Annotated in this window: 20 protein-coding genes; 15 read left to right on the top strand and 5 right to left on the bottom strand. The window is 61.0% G+C overall.

The window, feature by feature from the left end:
• The first annotated feature begins 53 nt into the window (after positions 1-53).
• From PspS34_RS11380 to PspS34_RS11360, 5 genes are all read left to right on the top strand, one after another.
• Positions 54-794, top strand: coding sequence for a Mut7-C RNAse domain-containing protein (locus PspS34_RS11380; RefSeq protein WP_057715344.1), 741 nt, complete (start codon positions 54-56; stop codon positions 792-794).
• Between the two features lie 106 nt (positions 795-900).
• The gene (locus PspS34_RS11375) at positions 901-3027 is read left to right on the top strand and encodes a TonB-dependent receptor (RefSeq protein ID WP_159389743.1); all 2127 of its coding nucleotides are present in this window, start codon (positions 901-903) and stop codon (positions 3025-3027) included.
• Between the two features lie 87 nt (positions 3028-3114).
• Positions 3115-4392, top strand: coding sequence for a flavohemoglobin expression-modulating QEGLA motif protein (locus PspS34_RS11370; RefSeq protein ID WP_159389742.1), 1278 nt, complete (start codon positions 3115-3117; stop codon positions 4390-4392).
• A gap of 165 nt (positions 4393-4557) precedes the next feature.
• Positions 4558-6126: a DUF3300 domain-containing protein gene (locus PspS34_RS11365; protein ID WP_159389741.1), complete on the top strand. Its 1569-nt coding sequence runs from the start codon at positions 4558-4560 to the stop codon at positions 6124-6126.
• Between the two features lie 80 nt (positions 6127-6206).
• The gene (locus tag PspS34_RS11360; RefSeq protein ID WP_057715348.1) at positions 6207-7040 is read left to right on the top strand and encodes a DUF2950 domain-containing protein; all 834 of its coding nucleotides are present in this window, start codon (positions 6207-6209) and stop codon (positions 7038-7040) included.
• A 42-nt stretch (positions 7041-7082) separates the two neighbouring features.
• On the opposite strand, the gene PspS34_RS11355 is transcribed toward PspS34_RS11360, so the two are convergent.
• Positions 7083-7586, bottom strand: coding sequence for a GNAT family N-acetyltransferase (locus PspS34_RS11355; protein ID WP_159389740.1), 504 nt, complete (start codon positions 7584-7586; stop codon positions 7083-7085).
• A gap of 158 nt (positions 7587-7744) precedes the next feature.
• On the opposite strand from PspS34_RS11355, the gene PspS34_RS11350 reads away from it, so the two are divergent.
• Genes PspS34_RS11350 through arsH form a run of 4 tightly spaced genes read left to right on the top strand, consistent with a single transcriptional unit; the run spans position 7745 to position 10605 of the window.
• Positions 7745-8092: a metalloregulator ArsR/SmtB family transcription factor gene (locus PspS34_RS11350; protein WP_090454848.1), complete on the top strand. Its 348-nt coding sequence runs from the start codon at positions 7745-7747 to the stop codon at positions 8090-8092.
• 23 nt (positions 8093-8115) lie between these two features.
• Complete coding sequence (locus PspS34_RS11345) at positions 8116-9399, top strand: arsenic transporter (RefSeq protein WP_159389739.1); 1284 nt, start codon at positions 8116-8118, stop codon at positions 9397-9399.
• Between the two features lie 28 nt (positions 9400-9427).
• A complete protein-coding gene (locus PspS34_RS11340) occupies positions 9428-9898 on the top strand; it encodes an arsenate reductase ArsC (protein WP_159389738.1) in 471 nt (156 codons plus the stop codon).
• Positions 9899-9909: 11 nt separating this feature from the next.
• On the top strand, positions 9910-10605 hold the full coding sequence (gene arsH, locus PspS34_RS11335) for an arsenical resistance protein ArsH (RefSeq protein WP_159389737.1): 696 nt from the start codon (positions 9910-9912) through the stop codon (positions 10603-10605).
• 149 nt (positions 10606-10754) lie between these two features.
• Here the strand turns inward: arsH and PspS34_RS28395 are convergent, their stop codons facing one another.
• Entirely contained in the window at positions 10755-11519 is a 765-nt protein-coding gene (locus PspS34_RS28395; protein ID WP_159389736.1) for a hypothetical protein, read from the bottom strand.
• 440 nt (positions 11520-11959) lie between these two features.
• On the opposite strand from PspS34_RS28395, the gene PspS34_RS11325 reads away from it, so the two are divergent.
• From PspS34_RS11325 to PspS34_RS11300, 6 genes are all read left to right on the top strand, one after another.
• Entirely contained in the window at positions 11960-12736 is a 777-nt protein-coding gene (locus PspS34_RS11325) for an ABC transporter substrate-binding protein (protein ID WP_154862218.1), read from the top strand.
• A 91-nt stretch (positions 12737-12827) separates the two neighbouring features.
• Positions 12828-13517 (top strand): ABC transporter permease, encoded by a 690-nt coding sequence (locus PspS34_RS11320; protein WP_057715357.1) that lies wholly within the window; start codon positions 12828-12830, stop codon positions 13515-13517.
• Positions 13518-13529: 12 nt separating this feature from the next.
• Positions 13530-14228 (top strand): ABC transporter permease, encoded by a 699-nt coding sequence (locus PspS34_RS11315; protein WP_159389735.1) that lies wholly within the window; start codon positions 13530-13532, stop codon positions 14226-14228.
• A gap of 9 nt (positions 14229-14237) precedes the next feature.
• Positions 14238-15350, top strand: a complete 1113-nt coding sequence (locus tag PspS34_RS11310) for a succinylglutamate desuccinylase/aspartoacylase family protein (RefSeq protein ID WP_159389734.1) — start codon at positions 14238-14240, stop codon at positions 15348-15350.
• A gap of 18 nt (positions 15351-15368) precedes the next feature.
• On the top strand, positions 15369-16133 hold the full coding sequence (locus tag PspS34_RS11305; protein WP_159389733.1) for an ATP-binding cassette domain-containing protein: 765 nt from the start codon (positions 15369-15371) through the stop codon (positions 16131-16133).
• A 127-nt stretch (positions 16134-16260) separates the two neighbouring features.
• On the top strand, positions 16261-17169 hold the full coding sequence (locus tag PspS34_RS11300) for a MurR/RpiR family transcriptional regulator (RefSeq protein ID WP_150814844.1): 909 nt from the start codon (positions 16261-16263) through the stop codon (positions 17167-17169).
• Between the two features lie 57 nt (positions 17170-17226).
• Here the strand turns inward: PspS34_RS11300 and PspS34_RS11295 are convergent, their stop codons facing one another.
• The 3 genes from PspS34_RS11295 to kynU all read right to left on the bottom strand — a co-directional run bounded on the left by PspS34_RS11295 (position 17227) and on the right by kynU (position 21385).
• Positions 17227-18636 carry an amino acid permease gene (locus PspS34_RS11295; RefSeq protein ID WP_159389732.1) on the bottom strand — a complete coding sequence of 470 codons (1410 nt, stop codon included), beginning with the start codon at positions 18634-18636 and terminating at the stop codon, positions 17227-17229.
• 85 nt (positions 18637-18721) lie between these two features.
• On the bottom strand, positions 18722-20035 hold the full coding sequence (locus PspS34_RS11290) for an OprD family porin (RefSeq protein ID WP_159389731.1): 1314 nt from the start codon (positions 20033-20035) through the stop codon (positions 18722-18724).
• A 99-nt stretch (positions 20036-20134) separates the two neighbouring features.
• Positions 20135-21385 (bottom strand): kynureninase, encoded by a 1251-nt coding sequence (kynU, locus tag PspS34_RS11285; RefSeq protein ID WP_154862213.1) that lies wholly within the window; start codon positions 21383-21385, stop codon positions 20135-20137.
• Positions 21386-21715: the final 330 nt, after the last annotated feature.

Below are 21715 nucleotides of genomic sequence, written 5' to 3'. Positions count from 1 at the left end.
GTAGATGTCCGGACCAGACACGGTCATCCTGCAGCCCTGCCATACTGTTCAACATGACCAGTGCAACTTTCCGCTTCTACGAGGAGCTCAACGATTTCCTGCCGGCCGAACGGCGGCGGCAACCCTTCACCTGTGAGTGCGCGCAAGGGGCGACGGTCAAGCACATGATCGAGGCGCTCGGGATACCGCACACCGAGGTCGAACTGGTGCTGCTCAACGGCGAGTCGGTGGGCCTGGAGCGGGTGATCCTCGACAATGACCGGCTGGCGGTGTATCCCAAGTTCGAAGCGCTGGACATCAGCCCGCTGCTCAAGGTTCGTGCGCAACCTTTACGGGTGCTGCGTTTCGTCGCGGATGCGCACCTTGGCGGGCTGGCCAGCCTGCTGCGCATGAGCGGCTTCGACACCCTCTACGACAATGGCTTCGAGGATAGCGAAATCGCCGAGATCGCTGCGCAGCAAGGACGCATCGTGCTGACCCGCGACCGCGAACTGCTCAAGCGGCGAATCATCAGCCACGGCTGTTATGTGCATGCCCTGAAACCGTCGCTGCAGCTGCGCGAATTGTACGAGCGCCTCGATTTGGCGCGTAGTGCGCGGCCATTCAGCCTGTGCCTGCATTGCAACCTGCCGCTGCACGAGATCAGCCTGGAACTGGCCCGGACGCAGGTGCCGCCACGCATTGGCGTCCTCTATTCGCACTTTCTGCGCTGCGACGCCTGCCAACGGGTTTACTGGGAGGGTTCGCACTGGCGCGGTATGTGCGCATTGCTGGCACCGCTGCTGAATCGATAGCCGCCAGTCCTTGGCGGGCAAAATAACAAAATTGCCATGTGCTCCCTTCGTTCCTTCTTGCGTCGCACTGTTCATTGCCCGTTCCCGTACGTCTGGAGTTTTCCCAATGCCCTCGCCTCATTCCTTGCCCGCTGCGCTGCTGGGCCTGGCCCTTGTTTATCCGGCCATGACCGAGGCTCAGGGCCTGGAGTTGGGACAAGTGCTGATTGGCGCTGAGGACCAGAGCGACGAAGACCAGGGGATCGAGGACGCCAGGGCCCGGCTGGCCCAGGTGCCCGGCGGCACCAACGTGGTCGACATGCGCCGTCCGTTGCAGGGCCGCGTGGCCAGCAATCAGGATGTGCTGGCTTACCAGCCGGGGATCTATGCCCAGTCGGCGGGCAACGAAGGGGTGAAGATCTCTATCCGCGGATCGGGGATCAATCGTGCACCGGGTGCCCATGCCTCGGGGCTGTACGCCATGCTCGACGGTCTGCCGCTGACCGGCCCCGGCGGCACGCCCTATGAATTGCTGGAACCGCTGTGGCTCGACCACGTGCAAGTGCTGCGCGGCGCCAACGGATTCGACCGGGGCGCCCTGGCTCTTGGCGGGGCCATCGATTACGTCAGCCATACCGGCTACAACGCGCCGAAGTTGCAGGTACGCTACGCAACGGGCAGTCACGGCTATCAGCAGCGCCAGGTCAGCTCCGGACAGGTGCTCGGCGCCTTCGATTACTACGTGGCCATGACCGACGCCAACGCCGACGGCTATCAGGACCACACGGCCAGCGAGAGCCAGGGTGTCATCGCCAACTTCGGCTATCGCTTCAACCCCAACCTGGAAACACGCTTCTACCTGCGCCACCGCCAGACCGACAACGATCTCGCGGGACGGGTGACCAAACACTCCATCGAGCACAACCCACGGGCGGCCAACCCTGCCTACGTGGCGCGGGACGACCACCGCGACGAGCCGGGCAGCACCTTTATCGGCAACAAGACCACCTGGTACATCGATGACGATTCGAGCATCCAGACCGGTCTTGTCTACCACGACTATCCCATGGACCTGAGCGAGGGCCCCAACCGCCTGAAGGTGGCGTACACGGATGTCAGCGGCACGTTCGACTACAAGCGTCGCGACACGCTCTGGGGGCTGGAAAGCCAAAGCACCCTGGGCCTGCGAGTGACCAAACACCTGCCCAACGCCGGTGCCAGCGAGTTCGTGCGCATCCCCACCGGCAACACCGCCGGTTACGCACCGGGCACGCTGATCCGCAACTTCACCTACCAGGGCTCGGACACGGTCCTGCATGTCGGCAATGACCTGGAGATCGCCGACGACCTGTGGCTGACCACCGGCCTCGCCGCGATCTACACCCGCCGTGAAAGCGCTGTCACCTACCCGCAGGAAGGTGGCAAGACCAGCCTGCACGACTGGGACTACGCCCCGCGCGTGGGCCTGCGCTACCAACTGACACCGGACCTGCAACTGTTCGGCAATCTCAGCCGCTCGGTCGAGGCGCCACATCCGTGGTCGCTGATCTATAGCTCGAACATCCGATTCCCAAAAGGCAGCGGCCCCGCGACAGGCGCCCAGCGCCAACCGGTCACGCTGCAAAACCAGACCGCCACCACCCTGGAAATCGGCGGCCGTGGCGACAGCACGCTGGGGCAGTGGAGCCTGGCCTGGTACTACGCCCAGGTGCGCCACGAATTGCTTTCGGTGCTGCCGGACGCCAACGCCACCACGCCCTACGAGCTCAACGCCAGCCCGACCGTGCACCAGGGCGTGGAAGCCAGTCTGCTGAGCCCCCTCTGGTCGCCGGGCGATGGCGGCCAATTGAGCCTGCGCCAGAGCTATACCTTCAGTGACTTCCACTACCGCGACGATGAGCGCTTCGGCGACAACCGCCTGCCGGGTCTGCCGATGCACTATTACCAGGGCGAACTGCGCTACGACTGGCCACAAGGCTTCTTCGCCGCGGTCAACACGCAATGGGTGTCGAAGGTGGCCGTCGATTACGCCAACAGCTACTACGCCGATCCCTATGCCATATTCGGCGCGACCTTGGGCTACAACGCGCCCAAGGGCGACTGGCAGACCTGGCTGGACCTGCGCAACCTGACCGACAAGCACTATGCCGCCACGGTCACGCCGGGCTACGACGACAAAGGGCTGGACGCGGCACGATCCACCCCCGGTGAAGGCATGGCGATGTATGTCGGGGTGTCGTGGAGCCTGCTCTGAGACCGTCTACCTCACTTCGTAAACGCACACAACCGCGCGCGACGACTAAGCTTTTGTAACGCCACTTCGTCCCTCAAGGAGCTATCCATGAGCGCCGCCGCCCTGTCCGAACTCGATGCCGCCCTGCCCGGCCTGACCCGCAAGATCCGCGTGCTGGATGCCCTGTCCTGGCCGGACGGCGTCGAGGAAGACTTCCTGACGAAATGGCGCGGCGGGCGGGCCGGGTTACCCAAGGTCCAGTTACAACCCCGCGACCACAGCGCCGACATCGCCGCCCTGGAAACCTTTATCCGCCGTTGCGATGTGGGGCATCCGGCCGGCAATTACCTGGCCATGACCGCCCGTAGCTATGCCACGGCCGGGCACATGCTGGGAGCCATCGGTACTCCCGCCTTTACGCAGTATTCATCCGCGCTGTACCGGCGCCCGGATTTCTATTACACACGCCTGCAACTGAGCATGCTTGACGCGGCCCGGTTCTTCCTCAAGACCACCGACGCCCTGCTGGGCAATGCGCGGATTCCACCCTGCCCGGCCGAGATCCCGGCCAAGGCGTTCGCCGCCTGGATTCAACCGGAACTGGACCGATTCTTCGGCGTCGGACAAATCACGGTCGTGCTCGATCCGAACCTGGCCGCCAAGGCCATCGCCGGATCGAGCCGCATTCGCCTGCGGGCCAGCGCGCTGTTCTCGGAACTGGACAAGCATCAGCTGTTGCAACACGAGGCGTTCGTGCATGTCGCCACGGCACAGAACGGCGCGCGCCAGCCCAACCTCACGAGCTTGGGCCTGGGGGCGCCCCGCACCACCCAGACCCAGGAAGGCATTGCCACCCTGGCCGAACTGTTCACCGGCAGCATGGACATCAACCGCCTGCGGCGCCTGGCCCTGCGCGTGCTCGCCGTCCAGCAGGCGCTGGAGGGTGCCGACTTCATCCAGGTGTTCGAAGGTTTTCTGGCGGCCGGACAGACAGAAGAGGAATCCTTCCGCTCAACCCAACGGGTGTTCCGCGGCGCCGACCTGCGGGGCGGTTCGGCGTTCACCAAGGACGCCGCCTACCTGACCGGGTTGCTCGGCGTCCACACCCTGCTGCGCATTGCTATCCGCGACAACCGGCCGGAACTGGTCGGGCATCTGTTTGCAGGGCGCCTCAGCCTGGCTGACACCATGCGCCTGGCGCCCCTGTTCGAGTCTGGCTGGCTCAAGGGGCCGGTCTATCTTCCGGCCTGGGCCAGCGACCTGCGCCTGCTGGCCGCCAACCTGGCCTTCTCGGCGTTCATCGCCCAGATCAAGCTGGAGGTGCTGGACCTGGATGTGTTCATGGCATTCGCCGAAGAACACGAAAGCGATGCCAGTGCACATTGACCAGGAACAGGATCACACCGTTTGAAAGTCAACCTGGCTTTTTAAAATCAACTGCTACCATTAGGAAGCGGTGTCGACGTCAGGCTCTGTGGCTTGCAAAGTCGGCTTCACCTGCCAGGGATTGATCCACTCATTTCAAGCCTGCCTGACCCCACGGGGGGTGCAATGCACAATCCATTACTTTACGCGTTGTCGGCCGTACTGTTCTTGAGCGGATCGTCCTGCCTGGCACTGGGTACGGAGGGGACCGCTGCCGCACCGGCCCCGGTTCCGGCACCCGCCGCAGCCCCCGCACCGGCAAGCACAGCCAATGCAGCGCCCGTCGCCCCGGCGGCCAAGGATCCGGTATTCACCCAGGAACAACTGGATCAGATGCTGGCGCCCATTGCGCTTTACCCGGACCCACTGTTTGCACAGGTGCTGATGGCCACCACCTACCCCGGGGAAGTCGGCGAGGCGGTCAACTGGTCCAAAGCCCACCCGAACGCCAAGGGTGACGATGCGGTCAAACAGGTGGCGAACCAGCCATGGGATCCGAGCGTGCAGGCACTGGTCGCCTTCCCGCAGGTGCTGGCATTGCTCGGACAGGATCCCGTCTGGGTCCAGCGCCTGGGCGATGCCTTCCTGGCGCAGCCCGACGATGTCATGGAAAGCGCGCAACGCTTGCGGCGCCAGGCACAGGCAGCCGGCAATCTGCAGAGCAACCAATATCAGAACGTGACGATCCAGAATGTCGCGGCCCCGGCACCGGCGACCACGACTGCGGCACCGGCTCCAGCCCCTGAATCGGCCCCCGCCAGCAACTCCACCATCATCATTCAGCCTGCCGATCCGCAGGTGGTGTACGTCCCCACCTATAACCCGACCACCACCTACGGCACCTGGCCCTACCCGGCGTCGCCGCCCGCGTACTATCCACCGCCACCGGCCTATTACCCTGGTCAGGCCCTGATGGCCGGACTCGCGTTTGGTGCCGGAGTGGCGATCATTGGATCGTTGTGGGGTGAATGTGACTGGGGCAATAACGACATCGACATCGACGTCAATCGCTACAACAACATCAATGCCAACAACCGGATCACCAACAACAAATGGCAACACAACCCGGTGCACCGTAATGGCGTGCCCTATCGAGACAACGCAAGCCGCGCACAGTACGGCCGCCAACTCAACGGTGCCAACCAGCGTGAAGCCTATCGCGGGGACAATGCACAACGCGCCCAGGCCCGTGAAAATGCCCGCACCTCAATGGACAGGCACGGTATCGAACGACCTGCCACCAGCAACCGCGAAGCCCGTGATCAAACACGCAAACTCCAGTCCGGGGCCTCGGGCGGCGACCGGTTACAGGCCGGTGCAGACAGACCGAAGGCGGCGGACAGAAGCCAGGGCACGGCCAGGAACACCCGGGAGAATCAGCAGCCCAGGAGAGAGACCCAGCAACCCAGGAGAGAGACCCAGCAACCCAGGAACCAGAGCGCCCAGTTGAATCAGCGCAGAGAAGGCTCCGCGCAGACGCGGCAAGCGACGAATAAACGGCCTGCCGCCAGTGCCGGCAGTGCCCGCAACAATGCGTTCGCGGGCGCACGCTCACCGTCCCAGGCCAACGTCCAGGCCAATCGTGGCCGGGCCAGCCAGGTTTCCGCCCAACGCCCCAGTGCTTCGCGATCAGCCGGCCACCAGGTCAGCCGGCCGTCCAATCCACCATCGCGTCAAAGGGGGGGCCGTCGTTGAACAACCATCCTCGATTGAAGGGACTCACGGGCTTGCTCCCTCATGTCCTGGTTATAGCCACCGGCTTGTTGTGGTCGTGCATGGCGACGGCACAGCAGGCCTTTCCAACCCCGGAAAAGGCCGCGGAAGCCTTTGTCGAAGCACTGGGCACGGAACACGCCGACCAGGCACGCCTGACCGAACTGCTGGGCAATGACTGGCACAATTACATCCCCCGCGAAGGCGTGCAGCGCAAAGATGTGGATGCGTTCTTGCAGCAGTACCGCGAGCAACACCACTTTGAAAACACCAGTGACCGCAAGGCTGTCCTGGCGGTCGGCAGTGAGAACTGGACACTGCCTATCCCCCTTACAAAGAACGAGAACGGTTGGCGCTTCGACATGAAGGCCGGCAGTGCAGAGATCCGTGCACGTCAAATCGGCCGCAATGAACTTGCCGCGGTGCAATCGGTGCTGGCCTATCACGACGCCCAGATGGACTATGCGTCAGTGGATCGCGACGATGATGGCGCACTCGAGTATGCGCAGAAAATCTTCAGCACCCCCGGCATGCACGATGGACTCTATTGGGACGAAGACGACAGCGGCCAGATCAGCCCGCTGGGGCCTTCGTTCGGCAAAGCCATAGCCGACGAAGAGTGGCATGGCTATCGCTTCCGCATCCTTCATGGCCAGGGTCCTTCGGCACCGGGTGGCGCCTACAGCTACCTCATCGGCGACAAGATGAGCCGCGGCTTTGCGCTGATCGCCTGGCCGGCAAAGTACAACGACACCGGCGTGATGAGTTTCATGATCAGTCATGAAGGACAGGTATTCGAAAAAGACCTGGGGCCCGAAGGTGAAAAACTGGCGCTGGCGATGAAGCGCTTTGATCCGGATGACAGCTGGAAAGAGGTACCTGAAGATCAGGAGTAGCAGGCGTGACCTGCTACAAGCCTTCAGAATGGTTGAACGCAGTTATCTGATCGACAGGACGAATCGATCTTCGCCCCCCGTGTTGTCGTTGCAGGAAGGTTGCTCAAGCTTGAATCCGCACCGATCCAGGACTTTTCTGGAGCCGGCGTTCTCCCTGAAGGCATACGCAACCAGTTGCGCAAGTCCCCAACGTATCCGGGCCTCCTGGATCAGGTGCCTCAGCGCCCGTGTTGCCAGCCCCTGCCCGCACACGCGTTGATCGATCCGATAGCCGACTTCGGCAGAACCCGTCGATGAGTCGATGCTTTTCAGATTGGCTCGACCGACGATTCTCCGACTGGAATCCTCGATGACAAAGGGGTGCCAGGCGCCGATGGCGAAATCGGACAAATAGCTTTCGATATGATCGGCGACACCCTCCAACGAGTAAAAAGCAGGGTCGCGCGCATCGATATGGGATTCGAACCATTCACGGTTCTGGATTTCGAAAGCCAGCAACGCTTGAGCGTCAGTCATTTTCAGCTCGCGTACGCTAAATGATTCCATTCACCGCCTCTCCTGTGTCTTGTGCCGAATGGGCTCGAGTCTATCTCATACCTGAACAACCTGGTCGGGCCGAGCCTTCCCTTCGCGAGCCCGAGCGGCTTGCACGATACATATGGAAAATCGTATATTCGAATAACCATATGTATCGAGCCACGCCAATGCTCAATCCTGCTGCCGTATTCAAATGTCTGTCCGACGAAACCCGCGCCCGGGCCACTTTGCTCATCACTCGTGAAGGCGAGTTATGCGTGTGTGAGCTGGTCTGCGCCCTGGACGACAGTCAGCCCAAAATTTCCCGCCACCTTGCCCAGCTTCGCGGCTGCGGCCTGCTTCTCGACCGTCGCCAGGGGCAGTGGGTGTATTACCGGCTCAATCCCGATCTGCCCGCGTGGGTTCGCGACGTTCTCGAGACAACCTTGCTGGCAAACGCCGACTGGCTTGCGGACGACAGCACTCGCCTTGCCGCGATGGGCGACCGTCCACTCAACACTTCCGCCTGCTGCTGACCCTTCACTCATCGAGACTCCGCATGTTTACTGCGTTTATCATTTTCCTGTTCACCATGGTGTTGGTCATCTGGCAACCCAAGGGCCTGGGCGTCGGTTGGAGCGCCTCCCTGGGAGCCATCCTGGCCCTGCTGGCAGGCGTCGTGACACTGGACGATATTCCACTGGTGTGGACCATTGTCTGGAACGCCACCGCAACCTTCATCTCGCTCATCATCATCAGTCTGCTGCTCGATGAGGCCGGGTTTTTCCAGTGGGCGGCATTGCATGTGGCGCGCTGGGCCAAGGGTGACGGGCGGCGCCTGTTCGTTTTCACGATTCTGCTGGGGGCCGGCGTATCCGCGCTGTTTGCCAACGACGGTGCAGCCCTGATCCTGACCCCCATCGTTGTTTCAATACTGCTCGCACTGCGTTTTTCGCCAGCGTCTACCCTGGCGTTCGTCATGGCGGCCGGTTTCATTGCCGACACGGCGAGCCTGCCCCTGGTGGTGTCCAACCTCGTCAACATCGTTTCGGCCGACTACTTCGACCTGGGCTTCAGCGAGTACGCCGCCATCATGGTGCCGGTCAATTTCGTTGCCGTGGCGACCACGCTCGTGGTGCTGTACTGGTTTTTCCGGCGTGACATCCCCAGGCACTACTCTCTCGATGACGTGATGGACCCGCGACGCGCCGTGCGTGATCCCCTGACCTTCCGTGTCGGCTGGATTGTCCTGGCTCTGTTGCTGATCGGGCTGTTTGCTCTGGAACCCTTGGGCATTCCCATCAGTGCCATTGCAGCGGTCTGTGCCGCGATGCTGTTCGCCGTGGCTGCACGTGGGCATGTGATTTCAACGCGACGGGTGCTGCGCGAGGCGCCCTGGCAGGTCGTGATCTTTTCGCTGGGCATGTACCTGGTGGTGTACGGGCTGAAAAACGCCGGACTGACCACCTACATGACCATGGCGCTGAACCACATGGCCGAATTCGGCATCTGGGGCGCCGCGCTGGGCACTGGCCTGCTCACGGCGTTACTGTCATCGGGCATGAACAACATGCCCACGGTGCTGGTGGGTGCCCTGTCGATTCAGGCCAGTGACGCCACCGGTGTGGTGCGTGAAGCCATGATCTACGCCAATGTCATCGGTTCTGACCTCGGTCCCAAAATCACCCCCATCGGCAGTCTTGCCACCTTGCTCTGGCTACATGTGCTGGAGCGCAAGGGCATCCGCATTACCTGGGGTTACTACTTCAAGGTCGGCGTGGTCCTGACGCTGCCGATTCTGTTCATCACCTTGTCTGCCCTGGCCCTGCGCCTGAGCGTTTAGCCCTGTGCGACTGCAAAGAGGAATCACCATGCGCGTTCTGTTTATGTGTACCGCCAATAGCTGTCGCAGCATCCTGTCCGAAGCCATGTTCAACCATCTCGCCCCGCAAGGTTTTGAGGCGATCAGTGCCGGCAGCTTCCCCAAGGGACAGGTGCTGCCCCGCAGCCTGAGCACGTTGCAAGAAGCCGGCATCGCCATCGACGGCTTGAGCAGCAAAGGCAATGAGGCTTTCGAAGCCAACCCGCCGGACATCGTCATCACAGTCTGCGACAAGGCCGCTGGTGAGGCGTGCCCCGTGTACTTCGGGCCGGCGTTGAAAGCTCATTGGGGCCTGGAAGACCCATCGGACATAAAAGGGGATGAAGCAACGGTATCGGCGGCGTTCCACTCGACCCTGGCGCGCATCGAAACGCGCTGCCGGGCATTCCTCGACCTGCCTTTTGCACAACTCGACCGCGATGCGCTGAAGCGGGAACTCGACCGCATCGGCACGCTATGACCGGAGCCCCCATGACTCATCCCCTGCCCAATCTCGTCACATCACTGACCCAGCCCATCGACAGTGGGCGCGACGACCAGCACAAACCGCGCATCCTGTTGCTATACGGTTCGACTCGTGCGCGGTCGTTCAGTCGCCTGCTGGTCGAGGAAGCAGCCCGGTTGCTCGAACACTTCGGTGCCGAGACACGGATCTTCAACCCATCAGGCCTGCCGCTACCGGACGACGCGCCCTCCAATCACCCGAAAGTCCAGGAGCTGCTCGAACTGATGCAATGGTCCGAAGGACAGGTCTGGTGCTCGCCGGAGCGCCACGGCTCCATGTCTGCGGTGTTCAAGGCGCAAATCGACTGGGTGCCGTTGGCGTTGGGGGCCGTTCGCCCAACCCAAGGGAAAACCCTCGCGGTCATGCAAGTCTGCGGCGGTTCCCAGTCCTTCAATGTGGTGAATCAGCTTCGTGTGCTGGGGCGCTGGATGCGCATGTTCACCATCCCCAATCAATCCTCCGTGCCAAAGGCTTTTCTGGAGTTTGACGACACCAATCGCATGAAACCCTCGTCGCTGTACGACAGGGTGGTGGACGTCATGGAGGAACTGGTGAAATTTACCCTGCTGCTACGGGATCGCCCCGATCTGGTTGACCGCTACTCGGAACGCAAAGAGTCCGCGCAGGAACTGAGTCAGCGCGTGAATCAGCGGGCGATCTGACTGTAGAAATGTTCGCCTTGGCTCGATAGCCGAAACAAGTCGCAAACCCCACGATGCTTCGGGTTTGCGACTCTTTGCCGATACGTCCCTCAAGCTCCCGGGACGTTTTCTACGGTATGCCTGCCGTGTTCATTGCCGAACGTGCAGGTCTAGTTCTCTACCTCAACCGCGTCGAAATCCGGTTCGTCCGGGGCATCCGGGGCGTCCGCCATATCCTCTCGGACATCTTTCGCCTCAACTTTGGCAGCTTCTCTGGCTGCGTTCGCCTCGGCTTTGGCGGCGTCCCTGGCTGCATCCGCGGTAGCCCGGGCAGCATCCCTGGCGGCATCCGCTTCAGCCTTGGCGGCGTCCCTCGCTGCATCTGCAGTGGCCCGGGCAGCGTCTCTGGCTGCATCCGCTTCTGCGCGCGGAACGCCAGCCGCTCTTGCGGCATCCCGGGCGGCATCTGCTTCAGCCCTGGCGGCATCCCGTGCGGCATCGGCAGTGGCTTTTGCCGCATCACGGGCTGCATCCGCAGTCGCTCTGGCCGTGTCCCGGGCTGCATTGGCATCAGCTCTGGCAGCGTCCCTGGCTGCATCGGCGGCATCGTTGTCATGGGCATTGCCCGGGCCTTTGTTCCCGGCTACACCACCATGGTCAGCGTCGCCGCGCCCCGGACCTCCATGACCGTCACCGTCATGGCCTGCAGCACCATGATCGCCACCCTCTCCTCCATGGCCGCCGGCACCGTGACCGCCACCACCGGAGCCACCGCCACCGCCACCGCCACCGCCGTGACCTCCACCGCCTCCACCGCTGCCGCCATCCTTGGCATACACGCTGGAGAAACTACCGATGTAATCGGGCACCAGGACAGTCGAAGCCGACAGGACTCCGCCGATTGCCAGAGCCAATAAACATTTCTTGAGCAGCATGCTGCACCTCCGCATGGAGTTGCGTACCCATCTCCGTATCGAACGCAATGTCCAGTGAGTTCCCGGCCGCCCGTTGGAGCGGCCGGCCAACCGGCACGGCCATCAATCTGCAGCATGAACGAGCTACTGCGGTATCCGCACGATCCCTGAAAGCCAGTTGGCATCGTTGCGTGGGAAACATTCCCATATTTTTTGGATAAGTGCTTTCAGCCCGAGTTCAAAAAATGAGCATCAGGGCTTACCCATGGGTTGAGCAAAAACGTCTACCTGGCCCAATGGAGCATCGTTGCGATCAAAACTGATATGTTTATTTTCAGTTTATTTGCATATAGAATTTTATTGTGTCATTTATAGACTCGCCGATCACAGGACTGATCCACCACGCCAACCTGGATGGCGGGCACCCGTTTCCCCCAAATGCCTTCCAAGGAGTCAACAATATGAACAAGACAGAACTTCTAGGTGCTCTGGCGCTATGCGCTTTCAGCTTCCTGGCACATGCCGACGAAGACAGCCTGCGTATCGGTATCGAAGCCGCCTACCCACCCTTCTCCTTCAAGACACCGGAGGGCAACGTCAGCGGGTTCGATTACGACATCGGCAACGCCTTGTGCGAAGAAATGAAGGTCAAGTGCGAGTGGGTCATTCAGGAGTTCGACGGCATGATCCCGTCGCTCAAAGTGCGCAAGATCGATGCCGTGCTGTCGTCGATGTCAATCACCGAAGACCGGATGAAGTCCGTGGACTTCAGCAAAAAGTACTACCACACACCGGGCAAGTTCGCGATGAAGGCCGGCAACGTGATCAATGATCCTTTGCTGGACCTCAAGGGCAAGAAAGTCGGCGTGCAACGCTCCTCGACTTACGATCGTTTTGCCACCGAGCAACTGGAAAAAGCCGGCGTCGTCGTGGTGCGCTACTCCTCACAAAATGAAGCCTTTCTCGATCTCGCCTCGGGTCGTCTGGACGCCACCCTCGCCGACATCGTCAACACCGATGAGAGCTTCATCAAAACACCGGCTGGCCAGGGCTTCACCCTCACAGGGCCCGACATCAACGACCCGAAGTATTTTGGCCGTGGCGCCGGGATCGCCGTGCGCAAAGGCGACAGTGCCAACGTTGCACGCCTGAGTGCCGCGATCGACGCCATTCGCGCCAATGGCAAGTACCAGCAAGTGATGGCCAGGTACTTCGCGTTCGATATCTACGGCAAGTAAGCCTTACCCATAGCCCCGGTGCCGGCCTATTGCAGGCGCCGATTCCGGCTTGTCTTGCGCGCCTCGCGGCGCTCGCTTGAGGAACTTCATCATGCTTCACGGCTACGGATCGAGCATTCTCGATGGCGCCTGGCTGACCATAAACCTGGCCCTGACTTCCATGTCCCTGGCGATTGCCCTCGGCCTGGTCGGCGCGGCCTTTCGCCTGTCACCGCTCAAATGGCTGGCCCTGCTCGGGGAAAGTTACACCACCCTGATTCGCGGCATTCCAGACCTGGTGCTGATCCTGCTGATCTTCTACGGCGGCCAGGATCTGGTAAACCGCATTGCCCTGGCGCTCGGTTACACCCGCTATATCGACATCAACCCCTTTATCGCCGGCGTCTGCACCATGGGCTTCATTTTTGGCGCCTACCTCTCGGAAACCTTTCGCGGCGCCTTCATGGCAATCCCCAAAGGTCAGGCCGAAGCCGGCGTGGCCTATGGCATGGGCGGTGCGCAGGTGTTCTGGCGAATTCTGGTACCGCAGATGATTCGTTTCGCCATTCCCGGGTTCACCAACAATTGGCTGGTACTGACCAAATCCACCGCGCTGATCTCGGTGATCGGCTTGCAGGACATGATGTTCAAAGCCAAGAACGCAGCGGATGCCACACACGAGCCATTCACGTTTTTCCTCGCGGTGGCGGCGCTGTATCTGATGCTCACCAGCCTGTCATTGCTGGTGCTGCGCTATCTGGAAAAACACTACTCGGTCGGCATCAAAGCCGCCGAATTGTGAGGGGAGCGGCCCATGATTCTCGACTACAACCTGATTTGGGAAAACCTGCCGCTGTACTTCAATGGCGCCTTGTTGACCCTCAAAGTCCTGCTTATTTCCCTGGCCCTGGGTCTGGTATTGGCGATTCCACTGGCGTTGATGCGGGTGTCGCGATCACCGCTGATCAACTTCCCGGCCTGGCTCTATACCTACGTGATTCGCGGCACGCCGATGCTGGTGCAATTGTTCCTGATCTATTACGGCCTGGCGCAGTTCGAAGCAGTGCGCCAAAGCGTGCTCTGGCCTTACCTCTCCAGCGCCACCTTTTGCGCCTGCCTGGCCTTCGCGATCAACACCAGCGCCTATAGCGCAGAGCTGCTGGCCGGCAGTTTGAAATCCACCCCCAATGGCGAGATCGAAGCCGCCAGGGCCATGGGCATGTCACGCCTGACCCTGTATCGCCGCATCCTCATGCCGTCGGCCTTGCGCCGGGCATTGCCGCAGTACAGCAACGAGGTGCTGATGATGCTGCAAACCACCAGCCTGGCCTCCATCGTCACCCTCGTCGACATCACCGGGGCCGCGCGTACTGTCAGCTCACGGTTCTATCTACCGTTCGAGGCGTTTATCACCGCCGGCCTCTTCTACCTCGCCCTGACCTTCATTCTGGTGCGCCTGTTCAAGCTGGCCGAGCGCCATTGGCTGGCGTATCTGGCACCGCGCAAGCACTAAGGAGCTGCTATGGAGCACATTCAATACCTGTTGCCGTGGAGTGCCTCGGGCACCGAACGAACGCTGTCACTGTTTCGTTTTGGCAGTGGAGCACGCAAAGCGTACATCCAGGCGTCATTGCATGCCGACGAATTGCCAGGGATGCGCGTCGCCGTCGAGCTCAAGCGCCGTCTTCTGGAACTGGAAACACAAGGCCGCCTGACCGGGGTGATCGAGTTGGTGCCAATGGCCAATCCGATCGGTATCGCCCAGATGTTCCAGGCCACCCATCAGGGGCGCTTCGAATTCTCCAGCGGCAAGAACTTCAATCGCGACTTCCCGGAGTTGGTCGATGCCGTTGCACCGCTGCTGGAGGGCCGATTGGGAAGCGATGCCGACGCCAACATCGCACTCATCCGCCGCGCCATGGGCGATGCCCTCGCCGCCATGCCGGCACCGACCTCGGAACTCGACGGCCTGCGCCGCCTGTTGCTGCAGCATGCCTGTGACGCCGATGTGGTGTTGGACCTGCACTGCGATTTCGAATCGATCATGTTGTTGTATGCGATGCCACAAAACTGGCCACGCCTGCAGTCACTCGCCGCTCGCCTCGGTGCCGGGGTCACGTTATTGGCCGAAAATGCGGGCGGCAGTGCCTTCGACGAAGCCTGCGCCATTGCATGGCTACGCCTGGCCGAGCTGTTTCCCCAAGCCAACATTCCCCTGGCGTGCGTGGCCACCACCATTGAATTGCGTGGCATGGCAGACACCGAACGCGAGCAATGCGTCGACAGTGCCCAAGCCATTCTCGGGTATCTCGCCGAACAAGGCCTGATCAGCGGTGACTGGCCAGCGACACCGCCGAGCCATTGCCAGGCCGTGCCATTCGCCGGCGCGCAGTACGCCTGTGCGCCCCATCCCGGTGTGGTGAGTTTTCTGCAACCGCTGGGCGCGCAGGTCAAGGTCGGCGATCCGCTGTTCGAGGTCATCGACCCGCTGACCGACCGCCATAGCGTGGTTAGCGCCAGCACCGACGGCATTCTTTATGCCCGCGAACGGCTGCGCTTTGCCCAGCCTGGATTGTGGCTGGCCAAAGTTGCCGGTTCTACCCCCATTCGCCAGGGTCGCTTGCTCAGCGACTGATTCCAGAGAGTTCAAACCATGTACAAACTTGAAGTTCAGGACCTGCATAAAAGTTACGGCGCGCACCAGGTGCTCAACGGCGTGTCCCTGCAAGCACAGGCCGGTGACGTGATCAGCATCATCGGCTCCAGCGGCTCTGGCAAAAGTACGTTCCTGCGCTGCATCAACCTGTTGGAGCAACCCAATGCGGGCAATATCGTGCTCAATGGCGAACCGCTCAAGCTGGTGGCCAACAAGCTTGGCGGGCTGAAGGCGGCCGAACCCAGGCAGTTGCAACGCTTGCGTTCGCAGCTATCGATGGTATTTCAACACTTCAACCTCTGGTCACACATGAGCGCTCTGGAAAACGTCATGGAAGCCCCGGTGCATGTGCTGGGCCTGGGCAAGAAAGAGGCACGGGAAAAGGCCGAGCACTACCTGAACAAAGTCGGTGTGGCGCACCGCATGAACGCCTGGCCGGCGCATATGTCCGGTGGCGAGCAGCAGCGCGTGGCCATTGCCCGCGCACTGGCGATGGAACCGCAAGTGATGCTGTTTGATGAGCCGACTTCGGCGCTCGACCCCGAACTGGTCGGCGAAGTGCTTAAAGTCATGCAGGATCTGGCGCAGGAAGGCCGCACCATGGTGGTGGTGACTCACGAAATGGGCTTTGCCCGCGAGGTTTCGAACCAACTGGTGTTCCTGCACAAGGGCGTTGTCGAAGAGCGCGGCGACCCGCGCGAAGTGCTGGTCAACCCGCAGTCCGAACGCCTCCGGCAGTTTCTGGCCGGGAGCTTGAAGTAAGACCGCCGCCTAGCCATCGACTGCTCGGCGCTGCCCTGACAAGGTTGGCTTCGGATACACTCCAGCCAACCTTGTCAGGGCATCAGGCACAGCCCTTCTCTCACCTTCAGGAAATGTTGAGCCGGATATGCCCACCCCATCGAAAGACACCACTGTCTATGCCGCGCCGGTCATGCGCAAACTGACGGAAATCGTTTCCGAACTGCCGCCGTCATTGCGCAAGGTCGCGGACTTTATCCTGCGTCACCCGCTCAAAGCCGCGACGCTGACCATCGAGGAGATGGCTCACGAAACGTTGACCTCACCCGCCGCCGTCAACCGCCTGGCCAAAGCACTGGACCTCGGTGGCTACAGCGGCATGAAGGCCGAACTGGTCGCAACGTTGCAGCAAATGGTGTCGCCGGTCGACAAACTGCGCAACGAACTTGCCCATCGCCCGGGCGGCGCGTTTGGTCTGCATGAGCAACTCCAGAGCGCCAGCAGTAACCTGGCCACCGCTGCGGGCAACAACCACGCCGACACCTTTGAAGCCTTCGTCACTCGCCTGACCAAAGCGCGCAAAATCTACATCCTGGGCTTTGGCAACAGTGTCTACTTCGCCGGTCTCGCCGCCTCGACCCTGATGCCCTTTTGCGCGGACGCCACTGCCATCAGCATGGAGGGCGGTAACGAAAACGCCGCTTACCGTCTGGCCGCCATCACCGACCAGGACGTGCTGCTGGCGATCTCCCTGCCACGCTACTCCCTCGACACCCTGCAACTGGCACGCTTCGCCAATGAACGTGGCGCATCAGTGCTGGCAATTACCGACTCACCCGCCTCGCCGCTCACCGGCATTGCCGAGCACACGCTGTTTGCGCCTTGCGATCACCCGGTGCTGACCAGTTCCAACATCGCCGTACTGGCCTTGATCGAAGGCTTGGTCGCCGGCGTGATGGCACGCAATAAAGAAGCGGTCAAACTGGCAACCGAACTGACTGAAAGCGTGATGTCGTACCTGCACATCCCTGCCAGCGGTAAACCAGCGAAAAAGTGAGCGATGGAAATCCAGCGCCCGCTTCTTGCTGCTTGCCGCCCCGGCACGCCCTTCAGGCTATGGCTTGGGCTGCGCACTCAGCACCGCAACGGCCCTGGTTTTCCTGAAGAAAACACCGTAGACAATCGACAGCACCAGCAGGAACGGCACACCGAATACCAGGGTCATCTTGAAGGCTTCAGTGAAGTACGTCGTGATCATCACGGCCCCCATCAGTACCAGCCCGAGCAATGTGCTGTAGGGAAACAGGCGCATGCGGAACGACAGTTTGCGGTTGCCATTGCGTTCGTGAAAACGACGGAAACAGAAGTGCGTCAGGAAGATCATGAACCAGGTAAAGATCGCGCCGAACATCGAGATCGCCATCATCAGGGTGAACGAACTTTCCGGGTACAGGATGTTGAGCAAGGTCGCCAGGGCGATACCTGAACTGGAGAGCAACAGCGCGTTCAGCGGGATCCCGGTCTTGCTCAACACCCCCATGGATTTTGGCGCGTAGCCGGCACGGGACAGGCTGAACATCATGCGCGTGGTGATGTACAACTGGCTGTTCATGGCTGACAACGCCGCAATCAGGATCACGAAATTCATCACGCCCGTGGCGCCGGGAATGCCGATGGCTTGCATCACGGTGACGAACGGACTCTGGGCATGGCCAGCCTGGACCCAAGGCACGATCGCCAGCATCAACGCCAGGGTCAGCAGGTAGAACACCACCAGGCGCACGATAGTCCCGCGAAAGGCTTTCTTCACCGCTTGCTCCGGGTCTTTTGCCTCACCGGCAGCCACCGCGATCATCTCCACGCTCAGGTAGCTGAAGATCGACACGATCACCGCTATCCACATCCCTTGCAGACCATTGGGAAAGAAGCCGCCGTGAGCGCTGTAATTGTGCATGCCGTATTCCGGATTGCCGGAACCGAACACCACATACACCGCCAGGATGATGAAGCCGACAATCGCGCCGATCTTGATGGTCGAGAACCAGTACTCGAAGGTGCCGAAAGTCTTCACGCTGATGGCATTGAGCACGATCAGCACGCTGGAGAACGAGACGATCCATATCCACTCCGGCACGTTGGCAAACCAGTACTTCATGTACATCGCCACCGCCGTCACTTCCGTGCCCACCGCGAGCACAATCGCCGCCCAGTAGGCATAACGCACCAGGAACCCGGCCAGCGGGCTGACATAAAATTCGGCGTAGGCGCCGAACGAACCCGAGGTCGAATGGGCCACGGTCATTTCCGCCAGGCAGCCCATCAGCAGCAACGTGATGATTGCGCCAATGGCATAGCTGAGCAATACGCTCGGCCCGGCATAACCGATGGCATAGGCGCTGCCCATGAACAGCCCGGTGCCGATTGCACCGCCAATGGCGATCATGCTCATCTGCCCCGACGTCAGCTGACGCCGCAGGCCGTGTTCACGGTTGGATATCGTTTCGAAACCGGAGTTATCGGTCATTTTTATGTCCTCTGGATTTTGTCTTTCTTGAAGAGCACGTCGTGGGTTTAACGGTGGGGATCAGCCACACACAGCAGGACACGGATCAGAAAATACTCAGTGGATACTCGATGATCACCCGGACTTCGTTGTTGTCCGTGGTGTCGGCGCGGGCGACCTGCGCGGTGGAACGCACACTGGCCTGACGCACGCGGATTGAAAGATCCCGGGCCTTGCCCGACTGCACGACGTAGCGCGCCTCGATGTCGCGCTCCCAGCGCTTGCCGTCATCGCCGTAACGTCCGTAGGCGCCATTGGGGCCGCCGTCGTATTGGCTGTCATCGATGTGGTCGCCACTGACGTAACGCGACATGAAGCTCAGGCCCGGCACGCCGAAAGGTGCCATGTCCAGGTCGTAACGCAGTTGCCAGGACCGTTCGTTGGGGGCGTTGAAGTCGAGGACCTGAATCGAGTTGGCGAGGAAAATCGAGGTGCCCGGTTGCCGATCGAACCCCAGGTAATCGAACGGCTCATCGCCATCGACCCGCTGGTACGCCAGGGTCACTCGATGGGCGCCGAACCTGTACGCGGTGGACAGCGACCAGGTGGTGTTGTCGATCTTGCCGGCCAGGCTCTGGCCGCTGTCGTTGGTGCGATAGAGATTGAAATCCAGGTTCAGCGACTGGCCTTCACCAAAGGCATAGGTGTAGTTGGCGTTGCCGTAGTACTGGCGCCAGATGTCGGTGAACTGCGAGCCGTAGAGGCTGACACTCAGTTGATCGCTCAGGGCGTAACTGCCGCCCAGATAATCGACGCTGCGGGTTTCCACGCCGGCGTACAGCGCTTTGAGCGCGCCATCGGCATTGGTCGAATTGCTGTCGTTACCGGCTGTGAAGTGACCGATGTCCAGTTGCAACGCCTTGAGTTCATTGCTGGTCAGCTGAAAGCCGGTGGCAACACTGGTAAACAATCGCGCATTGCCGGTGCCGAACACCGGGTTGAGCGGTGTCAGGTTGCCGTACTTGAGCTCGGTCTGCGAAATCCGCGCCTTCACCGCACCGCCCGCTTCGGAGTACTCATCCTCGGGACGACCATCGGAGTCGACCGGCAACAAACCCGTGCCCGTGCGTCCCTTGCCACTGTCGAGCTTGAGGCCCAACTGCGCATAGGCATCGACGCCGAACCCCACCGTTCCCTGGGTGTAGCCGGAGCGGTAATCGAGCATGATCCCGTGGGCCCACTCGTCCCGATAGTTCTGCCCGCCCGGGTTGTTGAGGTTATTGCGGTAGAAATAGAAGTTACGGTTGGTCAGGGTCAGGCTACTGTCTTCGACAAATCCGTTGTCAGAGGTGGCACAGGCCATTTGGCCAAGGCAACTGGAGATGGCGAGCGGCAAGGCAGGCCAGAGGGACAGTTTCATTCTGCGTGCTCCTTATTATTGTGATTGCAGAACTGGTTATTGGACGAGCGAAACCCTGCCGCGTGGAAAATCCCGCAGCAGGACACGGACATCGGGGGTTCAGGTCACGCTGTGGCGAACCTGGAATTGCGCTTGCGACCAGGTGTTCCGGTCGAGGATCTCGCCGAGGATCTGTACCGCATCCCAGACTTCGGTGAAGGTCGTGTACAGCGGGGTGAAACCGAAACGCATGATGCGCGGCTCGCGGTAGTCACCTATCACGCCCCGCTCGATCAGGGCCTGGATTACCGCATAACCTTCGGGGTGTTCGAAGCTGACGTGGCTGCCACGTTTGGCGTGCTCACGGGGCGTGATCAACTTCAGCTCGTGCGCCGCGCAACGCTGCTCGACCAATTCGATGAACAAGTCCGTCAGGGCCAGGGATTTGCGGCGCAAGCTGGCCATGTCGGTCTGGGCGAACACATCCAGGCCACACTCGACCATCGCCAATGAAGTAATCGGTTGGGTGCCGCACAGGTAACGCGCGATGCCGCTGCTCGGTTCGTAATGCGACTCCATGGCGAACTGCCGCGAATGGCCGAACCAGCCGGACAAGGGTTGCGGCACCAGATCGCACAACTGCGGCGAAACCCAGACAAAGGCCTGGGAACCCGGCCCGCCATTGAGGTATTTGTAGGTGCAGCCGATGGCGTAATCGGCACCCGCCTGGTGCAGGTCGACCGGCACCGCGCCAGCGGAATGGGCCAGGTCCCAGATGGCCAACGCGCCACATTCGTGGGTCAGCGCGGTCAGCGCCTGCATGTCGTGCATGTAGCCGGTCTTGTAATTGACGTGGGTGAGCATGACCACTGCCGTGTCCTGGTCAATGGCTTGCGGCAACTGTTCGGGACTGTCGATCAGGCGCAGGGTGTAACCCTGTTGCAGCATCTGCGCCAGGCCTTCGGCGATGTACAGGTCGGTGGGGAAGTTACTCGATTCGCTGACGATCACTCGCCGCTGCGGCGACCTTGTAGCCTGTACGCGCAAGGCAGCGCTCAGCACCTTGAACAGATTGATCGAGGTGGTATCGGTCACCACGACTTCACCCTCCCCCGCGCCGATCAAACCGGCCAGGCGATTGCCCAATCGCTCGGACAGCTCGCGCCAGCCTGCACTGTTCCAGCTGCGGATCAAGCCATTGCCCCATTCCTCGGCAACCACCGCTTGCGCCCGCGCCAATGCAGCGACCGGCCGCGCCCCCAGGGAATTGCCATCGAGATAGATAATCCCTTCGGGGAGCGCAAATTGCTGGCGCAGGGGCGCCAGCGCGTCCTGGGCATCAAGCGCCAGGCAACTGTTTCTTGTCGTCATCGGGTGTCCTGTTTTTTGTTATGCGACGCCATCCGGGCAGGTTGCATCAGCCGGTTCAGGCGCCCTGAATAAAGGCAATTCACCTGATACTGATCAGTTAACACTCAAAACCTGTGGGAGCGAGCTTGCTCGCGATAGGGGCCTGATGTTCAACATCAATGTTGACTGACCCGTCGCAATCGTCGGATCGCCGCCCGGAGCAAGCTCGCTCCCACAAGGATTGCAGTGTTCAATCGCTTAACCGACCGACACCAGGCAATTCGCCTGCCTTTCGATGGAGAGATAATGAACGAACCTTTGAAGAAGGTTCGTGCAAAGTAACCGACCATG

This window comes from Pseudomonas sp. S34 (genome assembly GCF_009866745.1).
Classification (GTDB): Bacteria; Pseudomonadota; Gammaproteobacteria; order Pseudomonadales; family Pseudomonadaceae; genus Aquipseudomonas; species Aquipseudomonas jessenii.
This window is presented reverse-complemented; position numbering and strand designations above follow the sequence as displayed.